This is a genomic window from Kitasatospora sp. NPDC042419 (assembly GCF_056437345.1).
Genome location: NZ_JBWKAW010000012.1, coordinates 138,582 through 155,068 on the forward strand (window position 1 = coordinate 138,582; position 16,487 = coordinate 155,068).

The following is a 16,487-nucleotide window of genomic DNA, read 5'->3' on the forward strand; positions in this document are numbered from 1 at the left end:
CCCGGCCCGCGGACCAGGCGGCTCCGGGACGCCTTTGCACGGGGCCGACCGGGATGGGCACGTCCGCCGCGCGAATGTTCCGGCCTGTGGCCGCCGAGCCTGCGGCGCCCCGCCTGGAGGTGCTGTGAACCCGCAAGCGGGCGGCCGGCTCCGCTCTGGAGGCCCATGTCTCCGCGGTGCGCCGCCGCCTGGCCGACAGCCCCGGTTCGCACCGTCCCGGCGGCTGGGTGTATGACCCGGACGCGACCCTGGCTGCGATGAGGAGCGACCCGGCTGCCTGGGGACAGCAGTTCGCGCCCTGGATGACGGAGTGCGCCGACATGGTCGACAACGGGCGGGCCCTGCTCGACGGGGTCCGTGAAGTCCGCGGCAGGGGGTGTCGGCTTCGCCACACAGCGTACGAGGAGACCAGCGGCAACGGCCTGAAACACGAGATCCTCTCGTTGTGGGACATGCCGCAGCTCCCTGCGGACCTCGAAGCGCGCCGGGCGCACGTGGCGGCGGACCTCGCGTTCTTCGACGTCAAGCGGCGCGACGAGGCCGACGCCCACGCCGCGCACTCCAACGGCCTGACCGCGTGGGTCTACCGGGACCGCGACAGCTGGCGGGACATGAAGGCGGCCGACAGCGGCTACTTCACCTACTACCTGTCGTTCCTGACCGGCGCGGCCGGCCGCGACGACATGATGCTGACCGGTCTGATCGCCGACTGGGCCGACATCGGTCCCGACCTGCGGTTCCCGGGTGGACAACTACGGTGAGTGGGCGGCGATGATGACCGAATACGCCATCGACGTGGACATGACTGGCGAATTGGCCGCGGACGAGTCCCTGCGGGAGATGCGCACAGCCGCGATCGACTCGATCACACTGGTCAACGACCCCTACTCCTTCCGCAAGGAGATCTACATCTCGGAGACGGTCAATTCCGTGTGGCTGCTGATGCATCTCGAAGGGCTCACGCTCCAACAGGCCCTCAACCGGCTGGCGCAGATGGTGCGCGACAACGAGCGCAAGCTGATTGCCGCCGGGGCGCGGGTGATGGACGGCCCGCTCGGGCAGCGCGAGGACGTCCGCCGGTACGTGACGGAACTGGAGCACCTGGCGTCCGGCAACGCGGAGTTTCACGCGATCAGCAGGCGCTATCACGGCCGGGAGCACAAGGGCGGCCGGTTCATCTCGGGTGAGGTGGTCATTCGACCGCTGCCGTCTACCGACCAAGTCGCCGCCGCCGAGATCGCCAAACGACAGATCCGGTAAGGGCGCTACTGATATTTCCGGTTGAGTGTCGCGTGCGACTGGCCTGGGCGAGCCCGGGAGCGAAGTTGACGCGGGGCGCCTGGTCCGCCGGTCCGCTGAAGCGGCGGGCCCACACCGACCCCTCCAGGAGCTGCCCCGACGGTGGTAGCCAGCCCGCGCCGGCCGGATGAACGGCGACGGCGCGGCCGCAGCCTCGCCCGCGCCGTCGCCGCATCCGCTCGCCGCCGGTCCGCAGGAAGTCGAACACGGCCCGCACCTCGGCCTCGCTGTCGCCCTCCTCAGTGAAGGAGAGCAGCGCCCCGAAGGCGGCACGGGCGAGGTCTCCGACCGCCCGGGCATCAGACCCAATGCTGCGGGCCCAGTCGCGCAGGAAGCCGGCGGCGAGTTCGACCTGGTGGCCTCCTGTCGCTCCGCCGCGGGCAGAGCGCGGGTACCGGTGACGGTCAGCAGAGTGTTCTCCGGCACGAGGGCACCGTACCCGGCGATCAGCACTGCGAGCCGCTGCTCAGCTGGCGGCCGCCGATCGCCACCGACGCCTTCTCGTGCGCGGCCTCGTACGTCTCGCTGCTCTCCTCGTCCGGGATCCAGACCCGTTCCATCCGCCAGGACTGGCGCAAACAGCACATGCCCCGCCTTCGCGGGCGGAGCGCCCGGCCCGTACGGAAGGCGCGCGGACCGACAATACGCTCCGTGCGCACCTCTCCACGCCAAGCCGAAAACGTCAGCGCTGGAATGTGAAACGGTCACGACTCATACTTTTCCCCAGCCCCGGCAGAATGCCGGGGCGGACCATGATTTGCATAGCATGTGAATCATCCATGGTTCCGGAGGGAACGTGTCCAGAAAACGGCAACTGATCGTCGTCGCACTCCTGCTCGCCCTGATCGGCCTTGCCGCGCCCGCGCCGGCACAGGCCCACGTCGTCCAGGTGTCCTGCGAAGGCACGGTGCACAACGCCTACAACCCGCCGCTGACCGCCACGCCGCGGGACACCGAGGTCACCGTCGACTCCTCCTACAACATCGGCTGTGTGGCACCCGGCCACGAGGACATCCTGCCCGGCAGCGCCCATCTGCAGGTCATCGTGCCCGACTACTCCTGCATCGACCTCCTGTCGACCGCCCCCGGCACGCAGACCATCACCTGGGCGGACGGCTCGACCACCACGTACGCCTACACCAGGGCGGTGTCCAACATCGCCGGCACACTGGTGGTCACCAACTCCGGAACCGTCACCGCAGGCCGGTTCATGGGATCCACGGTGCTCCAGGTCGCCACCGGCCCCTCGCCCAACCCCCTAGTCTGCTTGACGACCGGCTACTCCTCCCTGACCGCCGCGGTCAGCCTGCATATCCTGCTGTGAGCCCCCACTCGTTCAGGTGCGGCCAGCGGGCCTTGTCCCGGATGTCCTGCGCGGCCATATAGGCGCGGGGCCGTAGACGGGCAGCACCCGGGCCAGCTCCGCGAACGCCGCAGCCGGATCGCCGGCGGCGCTCTCCTCCAGGAAGCGGGCCGGCCGGCGGTGCAGCGTATGCGCCACGACAGCACCCCGGTTGGATGGACCGCGCCCCTGCCCGACGGGCCATGGGGCCAGGCCGGCTGGATCGCCCTCCTCTACCGGCCGGGCGGCGCCAGCCTGCTCGTCGACACTCTCCCGCCCCAAGATCCACCCCACTGCGGACCTGGCGTTGGACGCCATCCTGCGCGCCCACCGGACCACCAGGCCGGGCCCGCCAGCAGACCCGGCCTCACCAGGCTCGCCTCACCTCGCCACGCCGCACTGCCGGTCTCTGCCGTCGCGGCCCGGTGCCGCTTCACCAGCCCCAGCCACTTCACCCGGCGCTTCCGCGCCGCCTACGGCACCACCCCGAGCGAGTGGCGCCGCCACCGAACCCGCCCCACCGACCGATGACCGTTTCGGAGCGGCTTCGGCTGCGTGCCCGGTGCTTTCCGATCTTGGTAGACAAGGTCTCCGGTGCGTGCTGGTCTTGTTCCTGACGGCCTGTGGGAGCGGGTGGCCCCGCTGCTGCACCACCTGATCGTCGACCGGCATGGAACCCCGCTCGCCGTCACGCTCACCGGCGGCAACCGCCACGACGTCACCCAGCTCGTGCCCTTGCTCGACACCATCCCGTCGATACGGGGCCTGCGCGGACGCCCCCGCCGCAGGCCCCGGCCGTCCGTGATCACGTGGTGCTTCGAGCCCGGTCGGGCGCGGTCGACCGGGCTCGGTCCCGTTTTGGGTCGCCGCGACGGGCCTGGCGGTGGGAGCCGTCGATCACCGCCCCGCGACCAGTTCAGCTCGCCGGCGCGGTGCTGCAGCCAGTCCTTCAGCCCGGGGCCGGCGCGCAGGTGACGCTCGCTAAACCCCCGCACCTGCTCGACGAATGTCCGCCGCGCGCAGCGGACGCGGTCGCGGAAGTACCGGCGCACTCGCAGCCGCATCAGAAACTTCCGCCCAGTCAGGGGACGTTCGGCCACCGTGCGCCAGTACCTGGAGTGGACTCGCCGGCCCGGATCCCGCAGTCGGGGCAGCGAACGGCTGGGCCGCACGCGGCGACCTCGACCAACAGCAGGTCCGGGTCGGCGGCTACCCGCTCCAGTTCAACGTCGACTCCGGGGAACATCACATTCTCGATCGACTGGAGAGCCACGCGAAGGTCATCCCGCAGGGAGACGATCCTGCATTCACGCCGATGACCTGGCTTCACGGATCCCGGTCAGAGTCAGGTTCAACGATCCCTATAAGGGGCACGGGCCTGTAGTCACTCGGCACCGGGTGCGGTCGGTCGGTGCGGACTCGGGCCTCTTCCCGTGGGGGCGAAAGTGCGGAGAGGGCGATTCGGCTGCCCGCCCGGCGACATGCGACGCCATCGGCTCGGCGTCATGCCGAAGGCGTGGGTGAAGCGGCGGGAGAAGTGCGCCGCGCTGGCGAAGCCCCAGGAGCGGGCGACAGAGTCGATGGTCCGGTGGCGGCAGGCCGGTGAGGCCAGCTCGTTGCGGGCGGCCTCCAGACGGAGATCGATGATCCACTGTTCGAGGCTGAACCCCTGCTCCCCGCAGAGCCGGTACAGAGTGCGGAGCGAGATGTTGTGGGCCGTGGCGACCCGCTGCGCGGTGAGGTCGGGCTCACGCAGGTGGAGGCGGACGTAGGCCAGCACGCGGGTGAGGAGGGTTTCCTGCGCGGTCTGCCGGCGGACGCGGTCGTTCCCGGCGACGGAGGCGATCCAGGCACGGGTGAGTTCGGTGGTGGCGTTGACCAGGGCTTCGGTTCCGGGGCCGACGGTGAGCTGGTCGGCGACCGCGCGCAGACCCCGCAGGTGGTTCGCCAGGAGCAGGCCGACGGGGCTGTGCTGGAGAAGGGGGACCGCCGCGCGGACGGTGTCCGTCGGGACGGTCAGTCCTTCGGCGTCGAGCATGAAAGCAAGGGTGCCCCCGGTACCGGACCACGAGTAGGAGTACCCGTCGGGCAGGTGGAGGAGTGACAGGCTGTCCGGAGCGAGCCGCCGTTGGTGGTCGTCGACGGAGAACCGGCCGTCACCGCAGACGTGGAGGACCACTGCGACGGCTTCGAGTGCGTCCCGGCGCGCCTGCCGCAGGGAGCGGCCGAGGCTGATTCCCGTGCCCTGGTTGTCGAAGAGGGCGAGGCCGCCGATGTCCCAGACCTCGATGCGCCGCCAGACCCGGTCCTCGGGTTCCTCGTCGTCGGCGATGTCGACACCGCCTTCCTCCACGAACGCCGCCCGGTACGCGGCGATCCGGTCACCGCGTGGCAGCTCGCTCGTGTCCAGGACCAGCACACTGCCTCCCCCGTAGAGCCTTCTTCCCGCGCCATCATCCACCGCCCGGTGACCACTCGTCAGCAGGACAGCCCGGGTGGCGGTACCGTCACGCGGCGCCCGGCTGACGAAGGGCGCTCGCGGACCCGGCCGCACCACCGGCACGCAGGGACAACACCGTGGCCGCCACGGAGAATGCGCGCGGCCGGTCCGCTGCCATGCTTCTGCTCGCTCGGTCCGCCGGCCGGCCGCCCGTGCGCGGTGCGCCGTGGACCTCGGTCCATGCCGCGGGCGCGGCGGAGGGAATTCTGGTGATGGGTCTCAGGGGCCGCTCCGAGGAGCGTGCGGAACTCGCCCGCCTGGTGGGGCTGTTGCGCGACGGCATGAGCGGAGTGGTGGTCCTGCGCGGTGACGCCGGGATCGGCAAGTCGGTGCTCATCGACCACGCCGTGTCCGAGGGTGCGGACCTGCGGGTGTTGCGGGTGTCGGGTGTGGAGGCGGAGGCGGGCTTCGCGTTCGCCGGGCTGCACCGGCTGCTGGTGCGCCTGCTGGGTGACCTCAAGGGTCCGCACGGCCTGCCCGACGCGCAGCACCGGGCTCTGCGGGTGGCGTGCGGACTGTCCGACGGCCCCCCTGCGGACCGGTTCCTGGTCGGGCTGGCGACGCTCACGTTCCTGGCCGAGGCGGCCAAGGAGCGGCCCGTGCTGTGCTGTGTGGACGACCTCCAGTGGTTGGACCGGGAGTCCGTCGAGGTGCTGGCGTTCGTGGCCCGCCGGGTGTACGCGGAGGGCATCGGCCTGTTGTTCGCCGCCCGGACGGGATTCGACGTACCCGCGGGTCTGCCGGTCGTCGAGGTGGCCGGTCTGCGGGAAGCGGAGGCGCTGGAGCTGCTGGGGTCGGTGGTGCCGGGGCCGTTGGACTCCCGGGTGGCCGCACGGATCGTCGCCTCGACCGGCGGGAACCCGTTGGCGCTCACCGACCTCGGCGTGGAGCTGTCCGCCGAGCAGTTGGCCGGCGGGGCCGTGCTTCCCGAGCCGCTGCCGGTGGGGAGCCGGCTGGAGGAGCACTACCTGCGGCGGGTGCGGGCGCTGCCGCAGGCGACGCAGACGTGGCTCCTGGTCGCGGCCTCCGAACCCGATGGTGACCTCGCCTATATCCGGGACGCCGCCGCCGCGCTCGGCCTGGGCCCCGACGCCTGCGGCCCGGCGGAGACCGCGCGGCTGGTGGTGATGGGCGCGACGGCGCGCTTCCGTCACCCACTGGTGCGGTCGGCCGTCTACAGCGGGGCCGGCAGTGCCCAGCGGCGGCGGGTCCACCGGGCGCTGGCCGAGGCGAGCTCGCGGCCGGCGGACCTCGACCGCCGAGTGTGGCACCTGGCGTCCGCCGCCGACGCACCGGACGACGCGGTGGCCGCCCTGGTCGAGCACGCGGCCGACCGGGCGGGCGCGCGTGGCGGCCACGCGGCCCGGGCCGCGTTCCTGACCCGGGCCGCCGAGCTGACGCCCGAGCAGGGACGCCGCACCGAGCGCCTGCTCGCGGCGTCCGAGGCCGCGCTGACCTCGGGAGCTCCCGTCCAGGCGGGGACCCTGCTCGGCGCTCTCGACGAGGACCCGCTCGACGACGTCACCCGGGGCAGGGCCCGGCTGGTGCGGGCCCACGTGATGCTGGCCATGGGGGAAACCGGCTCGTTCGCCCAGGCTCCCGCGATGTGCCTGGACGCCGCCACCGACTTCAGCGGGCACGCCCCGGAACTCGTTCCCGGGGCGTTGATGCGGGCGGTCGAGCGGGCTATCGGGGCGGAGCACTGCATCCGGGGCACGACGATGGGCGAGATCGCCCGGACGGTCACCCGCCTCCTCGACACGCGAGGTGGCGACACGGTGACCACGACGGTCCTGCAGGCGTTCGCGGGCCTCGTCGCGGACGGCTACCGGCAGGCCGTTCCGCTGATCCGCCGGGCGTGCGCCCTCCTGCTGGACCCGCTGACCCCCGACGAGGCGGTCCTCGGCAGCTACCTGCCGTGCGTCTCGTTGAGCACGGTGCTGTGGGACGAGCCGATGCGGCGCGCCGTCCTGGACCGGGCCGTCGAGGCCGCCCGTCGCACGGGTGCCCTGTGGCAGCTGGACACCGCCCTGTACTGCGCCACCCTCTGCGAGACCAACCTCGGCCGGCTGGCGGCCGCCGACGACTTGCGGGCGGAGGGCAACCAGATCCGGGCCGCGATAGGTGCCACCGAGGACGTCAGGGCGATCTACCGCTACCCCGAACTGCTGGCCTGGCGCGGCGAGGATCTCGGGGATGTGCTGCAAGGCTGCCTGGCGGCGTCCGCGTCGATGGGCGCGGGTGCCGTCGACACCCTCGCGCGGGCGGCGGAGGCCGTCCTGGCGGCCGGGCGGGGCGACCACCGGACGGCGTACGCCGTGCTCCGGACCGTCGTCGACCGGGACGCGATCCACCTGGGCTCCCGGTTCCTGCCCCAGCTGGTGGAGGCGGCGTCGCGCTGCGGCGACCTCGAACTGGCCACGGCGAGCTTACGGACCCTCGAACAGCGGGCCACCGCCGCGGGAACGCCGTGGGCCCTGGGGCTGCTGGACCGCTCCCGGGCCCTGCTCGCCCCCGTCGACGGGGCGGAGGCGCTCCACCGCTCGGCGATCGACGTACTCTCCCGCACCCGGGCCGGCTCCGATCTGGCGATCGCCCACCTGCAGTACGGGGAGTGGCTCCGTCGGTGCAAGCGCCGCAGGGACGCCCGGGAGCCGTTGCGGGAAGCGCTGTCACTGTTCGAGGGGATGGGCGCGGCCGGATACGCCGTCCGGACCGTTCAGGAACTGGCCGCCACCGGTGAGCAGGTCCGCCGCCGGGCCGCCGGCCCCCGCAGTGACCTGACCGCGCAGGAGCTGATCATCACCCGGCTCGCAGCGTCCGGGGCGACCAACGCCGAGATCGCCGCTCAGCTGTTCATCAGCTCGAACACCGTCGACTACCACCTCCGCAAGGTTTTCCGGAAGCTGAACGTGACCTCGCGCCGGCAGCTCGCCCAGGCGATGAGGGATCGGTAGCGGTCGGCACTACGAGGTTCACGTGGTGCGGCCGGCCAGGACTGCGACGCATGCTCGAACGACCGCGCAGTCCGCACCGAGCAGGAGGCAGCCATGCCGTTCGTCACCGCGTCCGACGGAGCGCAGCTCTACTACAAGGACTGGGGGACGGGCCGTCCCGTGGTGCTGAGCCACGGGTGGCCGCTGAACTCCGACAGCTGGGAGGCCCAGCAGCTGTACCTGGCCACCCACGGCTACCGTGCCATCGCCCACGACCGGCGTGGGCACGGCCGTTCCGACCAGACGTGGAACGGCAACGAGATGAACACCTACGCCGACGACCTCGCCACGCTGATCGAGACGCTCGACCTCCGTGACGTCACCCTGGTCGGCTTCTCCACCGGCGGCGGCGAGGTCGCCCGCTACGTCGGCCGCCACGGCACCGCCCGGCTGGCCCAGGTCGTCCTGGTCTCCGCCGTGCCGCCGTTCATGCTGAGGACCGACGACAACCCGGGCGGCGTCCCGGCGGAGGTGTTCGACGCGCTGCGGGCCGGCTCGATCGCCGACCGGGCCCAGCTCTACCGGACCCTGGCCGACGGTCCGTTCTTCGGCCACAACCGCCCGGGTGCCGATGTCTCGCAGGGCATTCGGGACGCGTTCTGGCGGCAGGGCGTGCAGGCCGGCCACCGCGGCGCCTACGAGTGCGTGGCCGCGTTCTCCGCCACGGACTTCCGCGCGGACCTGGATGCCGTCGACGTCCCCGCCCTGGTCATCCACGGCGACGACGACCAGGTCGTGCCGTTCGAGGTCGGGGGCCGCGCCTCGGCCGCCCGGATCAAGGGCGCGACCCTCAAGGTCTACCCCGGCGCCCCGCACGGAATCACCGACACGCACAAGGACCAGCTCAGCACCGATCTGCTGGAATTCCTCGACTCCTGACGGGTACCACCTCCCCCTCACGTCCCCGGCAGTCCCACCTCCAGGAGCCTTCATGAACTCCGTCCGCGACCTTCCCCGCCGTCTCGTGCTCGGCGCGGCCCTGCTCGCCGGCGCCCTCACCGTCGGTACGGCCGGCGCACCGGTCTCCGCCGCGCCCTCCCACGGCACCGGCCCGAAGCCGACCGTGGTCCTGGTGCACGGCGTCTTCGCCGACGCCTCCGGCTGGTACCCCACCATCGAGCGGCTGCAGCGGGCCGGCTATCCGGTCATCGCCCCGGCCAACCCGCTGCGCGACCTGGCGGGGGACTCCGCCTACGTCTCCAGCATCCTGGACACCATCGAGGGCCCGGTCATCCTGGCCGGCCACTCCTACGGCGGCGAGGTCATCACCAACGCCGCCCGCGGCCACGCCAATGTCAAGGCCCTCGTCTACGTCGCCGCCTTCGCCCCCGACCAGGGCGAGAGCGCCCTCCAGCTGGCGCAGCGGTTCCCCGGCAGCAAGCTCGGCACCGCCCTGGTCCCCCGGGCCTACCCGCTGCCCGACGGCTCCACCGGACAGGACGGCTACATCGACCCCGCCAAGTTCCACGAGGTGTTCGCAGCCGACCTGCCCGCCTCCCAGACCCGGCTGATGGCCGCCGCCCAACGCCCCGGCAGTGTCGGCGGGCTGGCCGGTGCGAGCGGCGCACCGGCCTGGAAGAGCCTGCCGTCCTGGTACGTCATCCCCGCCAACGACAACGTCATCCCGGCCGCGGCCCAGCGCTTCATGGCCGAACGCGCCCACAGCAGCACCGTCGAGATCAAGGGCGCCTCCCACGTGGTGATGATGTCGCGCCCCGACGCCGTCGTCCGCCAGATCACCGCCGCCGACAGGGCCACCCGGTGACCGGCGCGCCGGCACGGCCGGACACCGTCCTGCTGGTCCACGGCTTCTGGGTGACCCCGCGGGCATGGGAGCACTGGATCACCCACTACCAGGACCGGGGCCTGCGCGTCATCGCCCCCGCCTACCCCGGCTTCGAGCCGGAGGTCGAAGCGCTGAACGCCGACCCCGCCCCGATCGAGGCGCTCACCGTACCCGCCATCATCTCCGCCCTGGAGAAGGCCATCGCCGGCCTCGACCGCCCGCCGGTCATCATGGGGCACTCGGCCGGCGGCGCCTTCACCCAGATCCTGCTCGACCGCGGCCACGGCGCGGCCGGGGTGGCGATCAACTCCGCCCCCACCGAAGGCGTCGCGGTGCTGCCGCTGTCCCAGATCCGGTCCACGTTCCCGGTCCTGAAGAACCCCGCCAACCGCCACCGGGCCGTCGGCCTCGACTTCGACCAGTGGCGCTACGCCTTCACCAACACCTTCCCCGAGGACCGGGCCCGCGCCGCCTACGAGCGGTACCACGTCCCGGCTCCCGGCAGCATCGTCTGGGGAAGCGCCCTGGCCAACCTCCACCCCGGCCACGGCGACACCCACGTCGACTACCACAATCCGCGTCGCGCCCCGCTTCTGTTCTGCTCCGGCGAGCACGACCACCTGATGCCGCCCAAGGTGCAGCAGTCCAACGCACGGCACTACAAGGCCCCCGGCACCGTCACGGAGGTCGAGGTCTTCCCCGGCCGCTCCCACCTGATGCCCGCCCAGGACGGCTGGCAGGAGATCGCCGACCGCGCCCTGGACTGGGCCCTCGCCCACGCCTGACCCTCACCGCGGGGGCCGCGCATCCGGCCCCCGCACGGAAGCGGCCACATGAGTGCCCTGCACATCACCCACCTCGGCGGCCCGACCACACTGATCCGGATCGGCGGATGGCGGCTGCTGACCGACCCGACCTTCGACCCGCCGGGCCGGCACTACGCCTTCGGCTGGGGCACCTCCTCCACCAAGCGGACCGGGCCCGCGCTCACCGCCGAGGAACTGCCCCCGATCGACGCGGTCCTGCTCAGCCACGACCACCACGCGGACAACCTCGACCGGGCCGGGCTCACGGTCCTGCGAGCCGCGACGACCGTCCTGACCACCCCGGCCGCCGCCCGCCGCCTGGGCCCTCCCGCCCACGGGCTGCGCCCCTGGCAGAGCACCGTGCTCCGGGCACCGGGACGGCCCGCCGTCCAGATCACCGCCACTCCCGCCCGGCACGGCCCACCGCTGTCCCGGCCGTTCACCGGGCAGGTCACCGGCTTCGCCGTCATCTGGGAGGGCCAGCGTCACGGCGCCCTGTGGATCAGCGGTGACACCGTCCTGTACCGGGGCCTGCGGGAGGTGACCGACAGCCTGCGCGTGGGCACCGCCGTGCTCCACCTGGGAGGCGTGCGCTTCCCCGTCACCGGGCCCGTCCGCTACACCATGACCACCGCCCAGGGGCTGGAGCTGTGCCGGCGACTGCGCCCGCACACCGTCATCCCCGTCCACTACGAGGGCTGGCAGCACTTCCAGGAGGACCGCGAGGCCATCGAGAAGCAGCTCGCCGCGGCACCCGCGGACCTCCGCGACCGGTTCCGGCTCCTGCCCCCCGGAGTCCCGACACCGATCAGCGCCTGAGCCGCGGCTACGACGCCCAGGTGATCCGGGACCTCGGCGTCCGCCGCTCCGACGCCGACCGCTGCGCGTTCACCAACTCCGTCACCGTCCACCGGACGACCGGCTACCTCGCCGCACTCGCCGAGCACGGCGTGACGTTAGACGAAGCGGTGAAGCTCAGCCGGCCCGCAGGTGAAGCGCACAACCGCCACGAGACCCCGCTGTTCGCGGCGAGCATCGAACGGGCCGCGCACACCCCGGCCTGACCCCGCACCACGTCGGGCCGGGCGGCGCACGTCCCGGCCCGGTACCCGGCCCACCGCACTTCCCCGGTGAGTCCCACCAGTGCAAGGAGAAGGAGACCTGTGTGTTCACCATGAGCAATTGGCAGCGAGCCGCCCGGCGTCTGGCCGGCCTCCTCGCGGCGCTCGTCCTGTCGCTCACCGTCATCGGCACCACCGCACCGACCGCACACGCCGACCCCGACAGGCCGCTCACGGTCGTCGACTGGGACATCAGCGGTCTCGAACACGGCGGCCAGGGCCACCACGACCGGTACTGGAACCTGATCGACCAGGTCCACCGGATCAGCGGTCACGACTTCTACCAGATCCTGGACGAGTCCACGACGACCTACAACCAGCTGATCCAGATCCGGGTGAGCTACGGCGGACAACACGTCGTCTCGCTGTACTACTGGGCCAACACCCTCTACCTCGCCGGGATCTACCAGCCCGGCCAGCCCGACGGCACCGGCAACCGGCACTACGTCTTCCCCGACGGCTACCCGGGCGCGTTCAACCAGGTGTTGGGCGTTCAGGCCCACCTGCTGCCCTGGAACGGCAGCTACGCCAACCTTCCGGGCGGCGGCAACCGCGCGACCCGGCAGATGACCCCGCAGAACCTCCAGAACGGACTGCTGGCCCTGCGCAGGACGCAGGAACTGCTCGGATCAGCGGCCGGCACCACCACCGTCGGGTCCACCCTCGTGGACATCATCGGAGCAACCGCCGAAGCCGCGCGCTTCGGCTACGTCTTCGACACGGTGCGGCAGAACATCAGGAGCCAGACGTCCACCCCGATCGGGGCCTTCGGCGCCGACCTGGAGACCAGCTGGGGCCAGCTCTCGGCCTGGGTCTACGCCCGGTTGCGTGACCCGTCGGGAGCCGGCTTCACCATCGGCGGACCCGGATACAGCCGGTACTACCCCACCGTCGCGGCGCTGATCGCCAACCTCGGGTACATCGAGCTCAACGGCCACAAGCGCAACGGCTGACAGCGGCCGGCCGGGGTCCGGGCACACGTCGGACCCGGGAGGGCTCGTGAGCCACCTGGAGTGAGTCCGCCCTCGCGTTGATGTCGGTGCTGGTCACAACCGGGCCCTCTCGGTCAGGAGCGCTCATCGGGCAAGCAGGGGCTCACGCGACACCGCGGGTCGGGGCCGGCTGCGGCCGGCGAACGGTGCACAGCCGGGTCACGGCGCGAGCGACTGCACCGGGCCGCCGAAGGCGGCGCGGTGCAGTCGCCGGCGAGCTCGCCGAGCCTGGTCGTGCTTGTGCGAAGCCGCTCGGGGTGGCCGGTTCCTGATGTCAGTGCGGCGTAATCCTGCCTGCTGCCTGATCACTTCGCCTGGGAGAGCGAGACCGCGTCGGGGCCGGCGGGGAATCGCAGCTGGCCGGTCGTGTCGTGCACGGCTCGCCACACTGTCTCGGCGACGTCGCTCTCCTTGGTGAACAGGTCCTGGCCCGTGAAGTCGGCCATGGCCTTCTCCGCCCATGGTCCGTAGGGCGCCGGGACCAGCTCGTCCGGCGAGGCGCCCTTCGCGGCGTTGGCCGCGAAGTTCGTCGTCAGGCAGGCGCCCGGCTGGACCGTCTTGGCCTGCACGCCGAAGGGCGCGAGTTCGAGCGCGAGGGATGCGGTGAACCCCTCGATGGCCGTCTTGCTTGCCTTGTAGACGGCCGTGAGCGGCATGTGGCCCAGCACCACGCTGGAAGTCACGTTGACCACCACGCCGGAGCCGCGCTCGCGGAACTGGGGCAGCACCGCCTGCGTCGTCGCCATCACGCCGAACGTGTTGGTTTCGAAGACTTCCCGCACTCGGGCCATGGGGGTGCCCTCGAACACGCTGATCAACGGGACGCCCGCGTTGTTGACCAGGACGTCGATGGGCCCGGCCGCCTCGAACGCGGCGGTGATGCTCCGGGGCTCGGTCACGTCGAGCTCGACGACGCGGAGCCGGTCCGACTCGGGCAGGACGCCCGCACGCGGCGTCCGCATCGTGGCGATGACGTTCCACCCCTGCGAGTGGAAGTACAGGGCGGTCTCCCGTCCGTAGCCGGATGAGGCACCAGTGATCAGAACGGTCTTCATGGGGTGATCCTTGCGATGTAGTGGGATCCGCGGACTGACAGGCATTTTCCTGCCCCGCGGAAGAACGGGTGATCCCATTGAATCGCTCTGAACTGCCGGAACAGTAGAACTATCGTCGCTTCGTCTTGCACGATCCTCCCTCATGGTCCGGCCTCTCATGGAAGGGCGCCGGCCGTGCTTCGCAGGCGGGCCGCGTCCCGGCTCGGGGGTGCGCCGAACTGGCGGCGGTACTCGCGGCTGAACTGCGACGGGTTGTCGTAGCCGACGCGGTGGCCGACTCCGGTGACGTCGCCCGGGTGGGTGGCGAGCAGCAGCCGGGCCTCCTGGAGCCGGATCTGTTTCTGGAACTGGATGGGGCTCATCGCGGTCACCGCCTGGAAGTTGCGGTAGAACGCTGAGACGCTCATCCCGGACAACCGTGCCACGTCCTCGACCCGGAAGGGCTCGGCGTAGTGCTCGCGGATCCAGCGCACGGCCCGGGCGACGTGGCTGAGGCCGCTGTCGGCGAGGCCGAGCTGGCGCACCGTCGCGCCCTGCTCGCCGGTGATCAGGCGCCACAGGATCTCGCGTTTGACCAGTGGGGCCAGTACGGCGCGGTCGCTGGGCTCGTCGAGCAGGCGTAGCAGCCGAACCACCGCGTCGAGCAACGCGGGTGGGGCGTCGCTGACGGCGATCCCCGACGGAGTGCCTGCGGCGGGGCGGGGGGTGTCGCCGGGACCGGCTTGCAGTAGCAGTTCGGCGACGGCGGACGGTTCCAGTGTGAGGCCGAAGCCGAGGGCCGGCTGCTCGGGGGCGGCCTGGGTGAACTGTCCGGTGACGGGCAGGTCGACGGATGCGACCAGATACTGCCCGGCACCGTACGCGTAGACCCGGTCGCCCAGCGCGAGGCGTTTGGCGCCCTGGGCGATGACTGCGAGCACCATGCCGGACATCGAGGGTGCCGGCGGATCCGGCCGGTCGACCTTGGAGATGAGGACGCCGTCGATGGCGGTGGTCCAGTCGGGCCGGGCATGCCGGGCCAGCAGGGTGCGGAGCTCTTCGAGGTGCATGCGTCCATTGCAGCACTGTTCTGTGCTGCGGTTCCTGTGCTCGCGAGGATCGTGCAAGTACCAGCGAGCATCGTTCTAACGTTCACGCAGGTCACGGCGATTGAATGGAATCACCGCACTCCGTCAACGCAGAAGAAGGCCTCCATGATTGCCAGGTACGGCTTCAACGCCACGCTGACCGCCAGGCCCGGAATGGGCGACCGGCTCGTCGACCTGCTGCTGACCGGCCTGCGCGAGGGCAGCCCCGGCGCGAGCGAGTACTGCGTGGTCTACCTCGTCTCCCGTTCCGCGTCCGCCCCCGACGTCGTTCACGTCACCGAGGGCTGGACCAGCGAGGAGGACTACCACCGGATCTTCGCCGGTGAGGCCGCCCAGGCCATCGTGGCGCAGATCGGCGGACTGCTGGCCAAGGAGTCCGAGTACACCGACTACGTGCCGGTCCGCGGCAAGGCCGCCTTCTGACCCGCCGCACACCCACACCCCAACCCCCCCATGTCGCCGCGGTGCCCGCCTTGGCGACCCCCTCCTCGCCCAACCGTCCCGTCACCACCCACGAAAGGCGACGACCATGACCACGGCACGACCCGCCCTCGACCCCGAACTGCAGGAGCTCTTGGCCGACACGCCCCTGATGTCCCAGCTCAGTCCGGAAGTGCTGGCGCAGGTACGCCCCTTCTCCTCGATGCCCGTCGAACCACTCCTCGAAGGTCGCGCGATCGACCGGCGCGAGGTCACAGCTGCGAGTCCGGACGGCACCACGATCCCCTTGTCCGTCTTCAGCCCCGCGAACACCGATCGCGCCACCGCCGCACCCTGCGTCTACTGGATGCACGGCGGCGGGATGGTCATGGGCGACCGCTTCTCACAGATCGACATCCCGCTGGAGTGGCTCGACGCGTTCGGCGCCGTCGTGGTCTCCGTCGACTACCGGCTCGCTCCCGAGGCCACCGGCATCATCCCGGTCGACGACTGCTACCAGGGACTGCTCTGGATCGCCGAACACTCCGAAGAACTGGGCATCGACCCCGCCCGGATCATCGTCGCAGGCGCGAGCGCGGGCGGCGGCCTCGCCGCTGGCGTCACCCTCCTGGCCCGCGACCTCGGCACCCCGACGATCGCCGCCCAAGTCCTGATCGGCCCCATGCTCGACCACCGCAACACCACGACCTCCAGCCTCCAGTACTCGAACGGGCCCGGCGTCTGGACCCGCGAGATGAACGGATTCGGATGGCGCTGCCTCCTCGGCGACCTCACCGACGACGAGGTTCCCGCATACGTCTCACCCGCCTTGGCCGACGACCTCGCGGGCCTGCCGGCCACCTACATCGATACCGGCTCCGCCGAGGTCTTCCGAGACGAGGACACCGACTACGCCACCCGCATCTGGGCGGCCGGAGGCCAGGCCGAACTCCACGTCTGGGCAGGCGGCTTCCACGGATTCGACGCCCTGTACCCGCAGGCACACATCTCGGCCACAGCCCGCCGAACCCGCACCGACTGGCTCGCCCGACTCCTGCCCACGAACCCCGCCGCATAGGTGA

At 71.5% G+C, this 16,487-nt stretch carries 18 protein-coding genes and 2 pseudogenes; 14 read left to right on the top strand and 6 right to left on the bottom strand.

The features are described 5' to 3' along the window. Nucleotides 1-257: 257 nt before the first annotated feature. Both AC067J_RS23035 and AC067J_RS23040 read left to right on the top strand, forming a co-directional pair. Entirely contained in the window at nucleotides 258-761 is a 504-nt protein-coding gene (locus tag AC067J_RS23035; RefSeq protein ID WP_478302005.1) for a hypothetical protein, read from the top strand. Further along, the gene (locus AC067J_RS23040) at nucleotides 745-1,260 is read left to right on the top strand and encodes a terpene synthase family protein (RefSeq protein WP_478302007.1); all 516 of its coding nucleotides are present in this window, start codon (nucleotides 745-747) and stop codon (nucleotides 1,258-1,260) included. The genes AC067J_RS23035 and AC067J_RS23040 overlap by 17 nt, the downstream gene beginning before the upstream one ends. A 485-nt stretch (nucleotides 1,261-1,745) precedes the next feature. On the opposite strand, the gene AC067J_RS23045 is transcribed toward AC067J_RS23040, so the two are convergent. Continuing rightward, nucleotides 1,746-1,886, bottom strand: coding sequence for a hypothetical protein (locus tag AC067J_RS23045; RefSeq protein ID WP_478302009.1), 141 nt, complete (start codon nucleotides 1,884-1,886; stop codon nucleotides 1,746-1,748). Between the two features lie 209 nt (nucleotides 1,887-2,095). Between AC067J_RS23045 and AC067J_RS23050 the strand changes: the two genes are divergently transcribed. Next, nucleotides 2,096-2,623: a hypothetical protein gene (locus tag AC067J_RS23050; RefSeq protein ID WP_478302011.1), complete on the top strand. Its 528-nt coding sequence runs from the start codon at nucleotides 2,096-2,098 to the stop codon at nucleotides 2,621-2,623. A gap of 12 nt (nucleotides 2,624-2,635) precedes the next feature. Here AC067J_RS23050 and AC067J_RS23055 read toward each other — a convergent pair whose 3' ends face one another. After that, nucleotides 2,636-2,800, bottom strand: a complete 165-nt coding sequence (locus tag AC067J_RS23055; protein ID WP_478302013.1) for a hypothetical protein — start codon at nucleotides 2,798-2,800, stop codon at nucleotides 2,636-2,638. Between AC067J_RS23055 and AC067J_RS23060 the strand changes: the two genes are divergently transcribed. Together AC067J_RS23060 and AC067J_RS23065 are read left to right on the top strand one after the other, a co-directional pair. Next, nucleotides 2,792-3,172, top strand: coding sequence for an AraC family transcriptional regulator (locus AC067J_RS23060; protein WP_478302014.1), 381 nt, complete (start codon nucleotides 2,792-2,794; stop codon nucleotides 3,170-3,172). The two genes, AC067J_RS23055 and AC067J_RS23060, sit on opposite strands and share 9 nt — an antisense overlap. Nucleotides 3,173-3,274: 102 nt before the next feature. Next, nucleotides 3,275-3,388 (top strand): annotated as a pseudogene (locus AC067J_RS23065) (transposase); the annotation flags it as partial. 38 nt (nucleotides 3,389-3,426) lie between these two features. Here the strand turns inward: AC067J_RS23065 and AC067J_RS23070 are convergent. Both AC067J_RS23070 and AC067J_RS23075 read right to left on the bottom strand, forming a co-directional pair. Beyond that, a pseudogene (locus tag AC067J_RS23070) lies at nucleotides 3,427-3,539 on the bottom strand (IS5/IS1182 family transposase); the annotation flags it as partial. 486 nt (nucleotides 3,540-4,025) lie between these two features. Beyond that, nucleotides 4,026-5,060: a helix-turn-helix domain-containing protein gene (locus AC067J_RS23075; protein ID WP_478302016.1), complete on the bottom strand. Its 1,035-nt coding sequence runs from the start codon at nucleotides 5,058-5,060 to the stop codon at nucleotides 4,026-4,028. Between the two features lie 293 nt (nucleotides 5,061-5,353). Here AC067J_RS23075 and AC067J_RS23080 point away from each other — a divergent pair, with 293 nt between their 5' ends. The 7 genes from AC067J_RS23080 (at nucleotide 5,354) to AC067J_RS23110 (ending at nucleotide 12,803) form a co-directional block, all read left to right on the top strand. Beyond that, nucleotides 5,354-8,098, top strand: coding sequence for an ATP-binding protein (locus AC067J_RS23080; protein WP_478302018.1), 2,745 nt, complete (start codon nucleotides 5,354-5,356; stop codon nucleotides 8,096-8,098). Between the two features lie 93 nt (nucleotides 8,099-8,191). Then, nucleotides 8,192-9,016 carry an alpha/beta fold hydrolase gene (locus tag AC067J_RS23085; protein ID WP_478302020.1) on the top strand — a complete coding sequence of 275 codons (825 nt, stop codon included), beginning with the start codon at nucleotides 8,192-8,194 and terminating at the stop codon, nucleotides 9,014-9,016. 52 nt (nucleotides 9,017-9,068) lie between these two features. Further along, entirely contained in the window at nucleotides 9,069-9,902 is an 834-nt protein-coding gene (locus AC067J_RS23090; RefSeq protein ID WP_478302022.1) for an alpha/beta fold hydrolase, read from the top strand. Continuing rightward, nucleotides 9,899-10,708: an alpha/beta hydrolase gene (locus tag AC067J_RS23095; RefSeq protein ID WP_478302024.1), complete on the top strand. Its 810-nt coding sequence runs from the start codon at nucleotides 9,899-9,901 to the stop codon at nucleotides 10,706-10,708. The genes AC067J_RS23090 and AC067J_RS23095 overlap by 4 nt, the downstream gene beginning before the upstream one ends. Before the next feature lie 48 nt (nucleotides 10,709-10,756). Next, nucleotides 10,757-11,548 (top strand): MBL fold metallo-hydrolase, encoded by a 792-nt coding sequence (locus AC067J_RS23100; protein WP_478302025.1) that lies wholly within the window; start codon nucleotides 10,757-10,759, stop codon nucleotides 11,546-11,548. Nucleotides 11,549-11,568: 20 nt separating this feature from the next. Next, the gene (locus tag AC067J_RS23105; RefSeq protein WP_478302027.1) at nucleotides 11,569-11,793 is read left to right on the top strand and encodes a hypothetical protein; all 225 of its coding nucleotides are present in this window, start codon (nucleotides 11,569-11,571) and stop codon (nucleotides 11,791-11,793) included. Nucleotides 11,794-11,903: 110 nt separating this feature from the next. Continuing rightward, nucleotides 11,904-12,803 (top strand): ribosome-inactivating family protein, encoded by a 900-nt coding sequence (locus AC067J_RS23110; protein ID WP_478302191.1) that lies wholly within the window; start codon nucleotides 11,904-11,906, stop codon nucleotides 12,801-12,803. A 344-nt stretch (nucleotides 12,804-13,147) separates the two neighbouring features. On the opposite strand, the gene AC067J_RS23115 is transcribed toward AC067J_RS23110, so the two are convergent. Beyond that, nucleotides 13,148-13,897 carry an SDR family oxidoreductase gene (locus tag AC067J_RS23115; RefSeq protein ID WP_478302029.1) on the bottom strand — a complete coding sequence of 250 codons (750 nt, stop codon included), beginning with the start codon at nucleotides 13,895-13,897 and terminating at the stop codon, nucleotides 13,148-13,150. A 155-nt stretch (nucleotides 13,898-14,052) separates the two neighbouring features. After that, complete coding sequence (locus tag AC067J_RS23120; RefSeq protein ID WP_478302031.1) at nucleotides 14,053-14,946, bottom strand: AraC family transcriptional regulator; 894 nt, start codon at nucleotides 14,944-14,946, stop codon at nucleotides 14,053-14,055. 144 nt (nucleotides 14,947-15,090) lie between these two features. On the opposite strand from AC067J_RS23120, the gene AC067J_RS23125 reads away from it, so the two are divergent. Further along, on the top strand, nucleotides 15,091-15,408 hold the full coding sequence (locus tag AC067J_RS23125) for a putative quinol monooxygenase (RefSeq protein WP_478302033.1): 318 nt from the start codon (nucleotides 15,091-15,093) through the stop codon (nucleotides 15,406-15,408). 106 nt (nucleotides 15,409-15,514) lie between these two features. Continuing rightward, a complete protein-coding gene (locus AC067J_RS23130) occupies nucleotides 15,515-16,483 on the top strand; it encodes an alpha/beta hydrolase (RefSeq protein WP_478302035.1) in 969 nt (322 codons plus the stop codon). The last annotated feature ends 4 nt before the right edge of the window (nucleotides 16,484-16,487 follow it).

What these genes read in the sequence shown, in the direction of transcription:
- AC067J_RS23100 (WP_478302025.1), top strand. Translation starts at nt 10,757, where the DNA reads ATGAGTGCCCTGCACATCACCCACCTCGGCGGCCCGACCACACTGATC.
- AC067J_RS23060 (WP_478302014.1), top strand. Translation starts at nt 2,792, where the DNA reads ATGCGCCACGACAGCACCCCGGTTGGATGGACCGCGCCCCTGCCCGAC.
- AC067J_RS23045 (WP_478302009.1), bottom strand. Translation starts at nt 1,886, where the DNA reads ATGTGCTGTTTGCGCCAGTCCTGGCGGATGGAACGGGTCTGGATCCCG.
- AC067J_RS23125 (WP_478302033.1), top strand. Translation starts at nt 15,091, where the DNA reads ATGATTGCCAGGTACGGCTTCAACGCCACGCTGACCGCCAGGCCCGGA.
- AC067J_RS23115 (WP_478302029.1), bottom strand. Translation starts at nt 13,897, where the DNA reads ATGAAGACCGTTCTGATCACTGGTGCCTCATCCGGCTACGGACGGGAG.
- AC067J_RS23090 (WP_478302022.1), top strand. Translation starts at nt 9,069, where the DNA reads ATGAACTCCGTCCGCGACCTTCCCCGCCGTCTCGTGCTCGGCGCGGCC.
- AC067J_RS23130 (WP_478302035.1), top strand. Translation starts at nt 15,515, where the DNA reads ATGACCACGGCACGACCCGCCCTCGACCCCGAACTGCAGGAGCTCTTG.
- AC067J_RS23035 (WP_478302005.1), top strand. Translation starts at nt 258, where the DNA reads ATGAGGAGCGACCCGGCTGCCTGGGGACAGCAGTTCGCGCCCTGGATG.
- AC067J_RS23110 (WP_478302191.1), top strand. Translation starts at nt 11,904, where the DNA reads ATGAGCAATTGGCAGCGAGCCGCCCGGCGTCTGGCCGGCCTCCTCGCG.
- AC067J_RS23120 (WP_478302031.1), bottom strand. Translation starts at nt 14,946, where the DNA reads ATGCACCTCGAAGAGCTCCGCACCCTGCTGGCCCGGCATGCCCGGCCC.
- AC067J_RS23085 (WP_478302020.1), top strand. Translation starts at nt 8,192, where the DNA reads ATGCCGTTCGTCACCGCGTCCGACGGAGCGCAGCTCTACTACAAGGAC.
- AC067J_RS23080 (WP_478302018.1), top strand. Translation starts at nt 5,354, where the DNA reads ATGGGTCTCAGGGGCCGCTCCGAGGAGCGTGCGGAACTCGCCCGCCTG.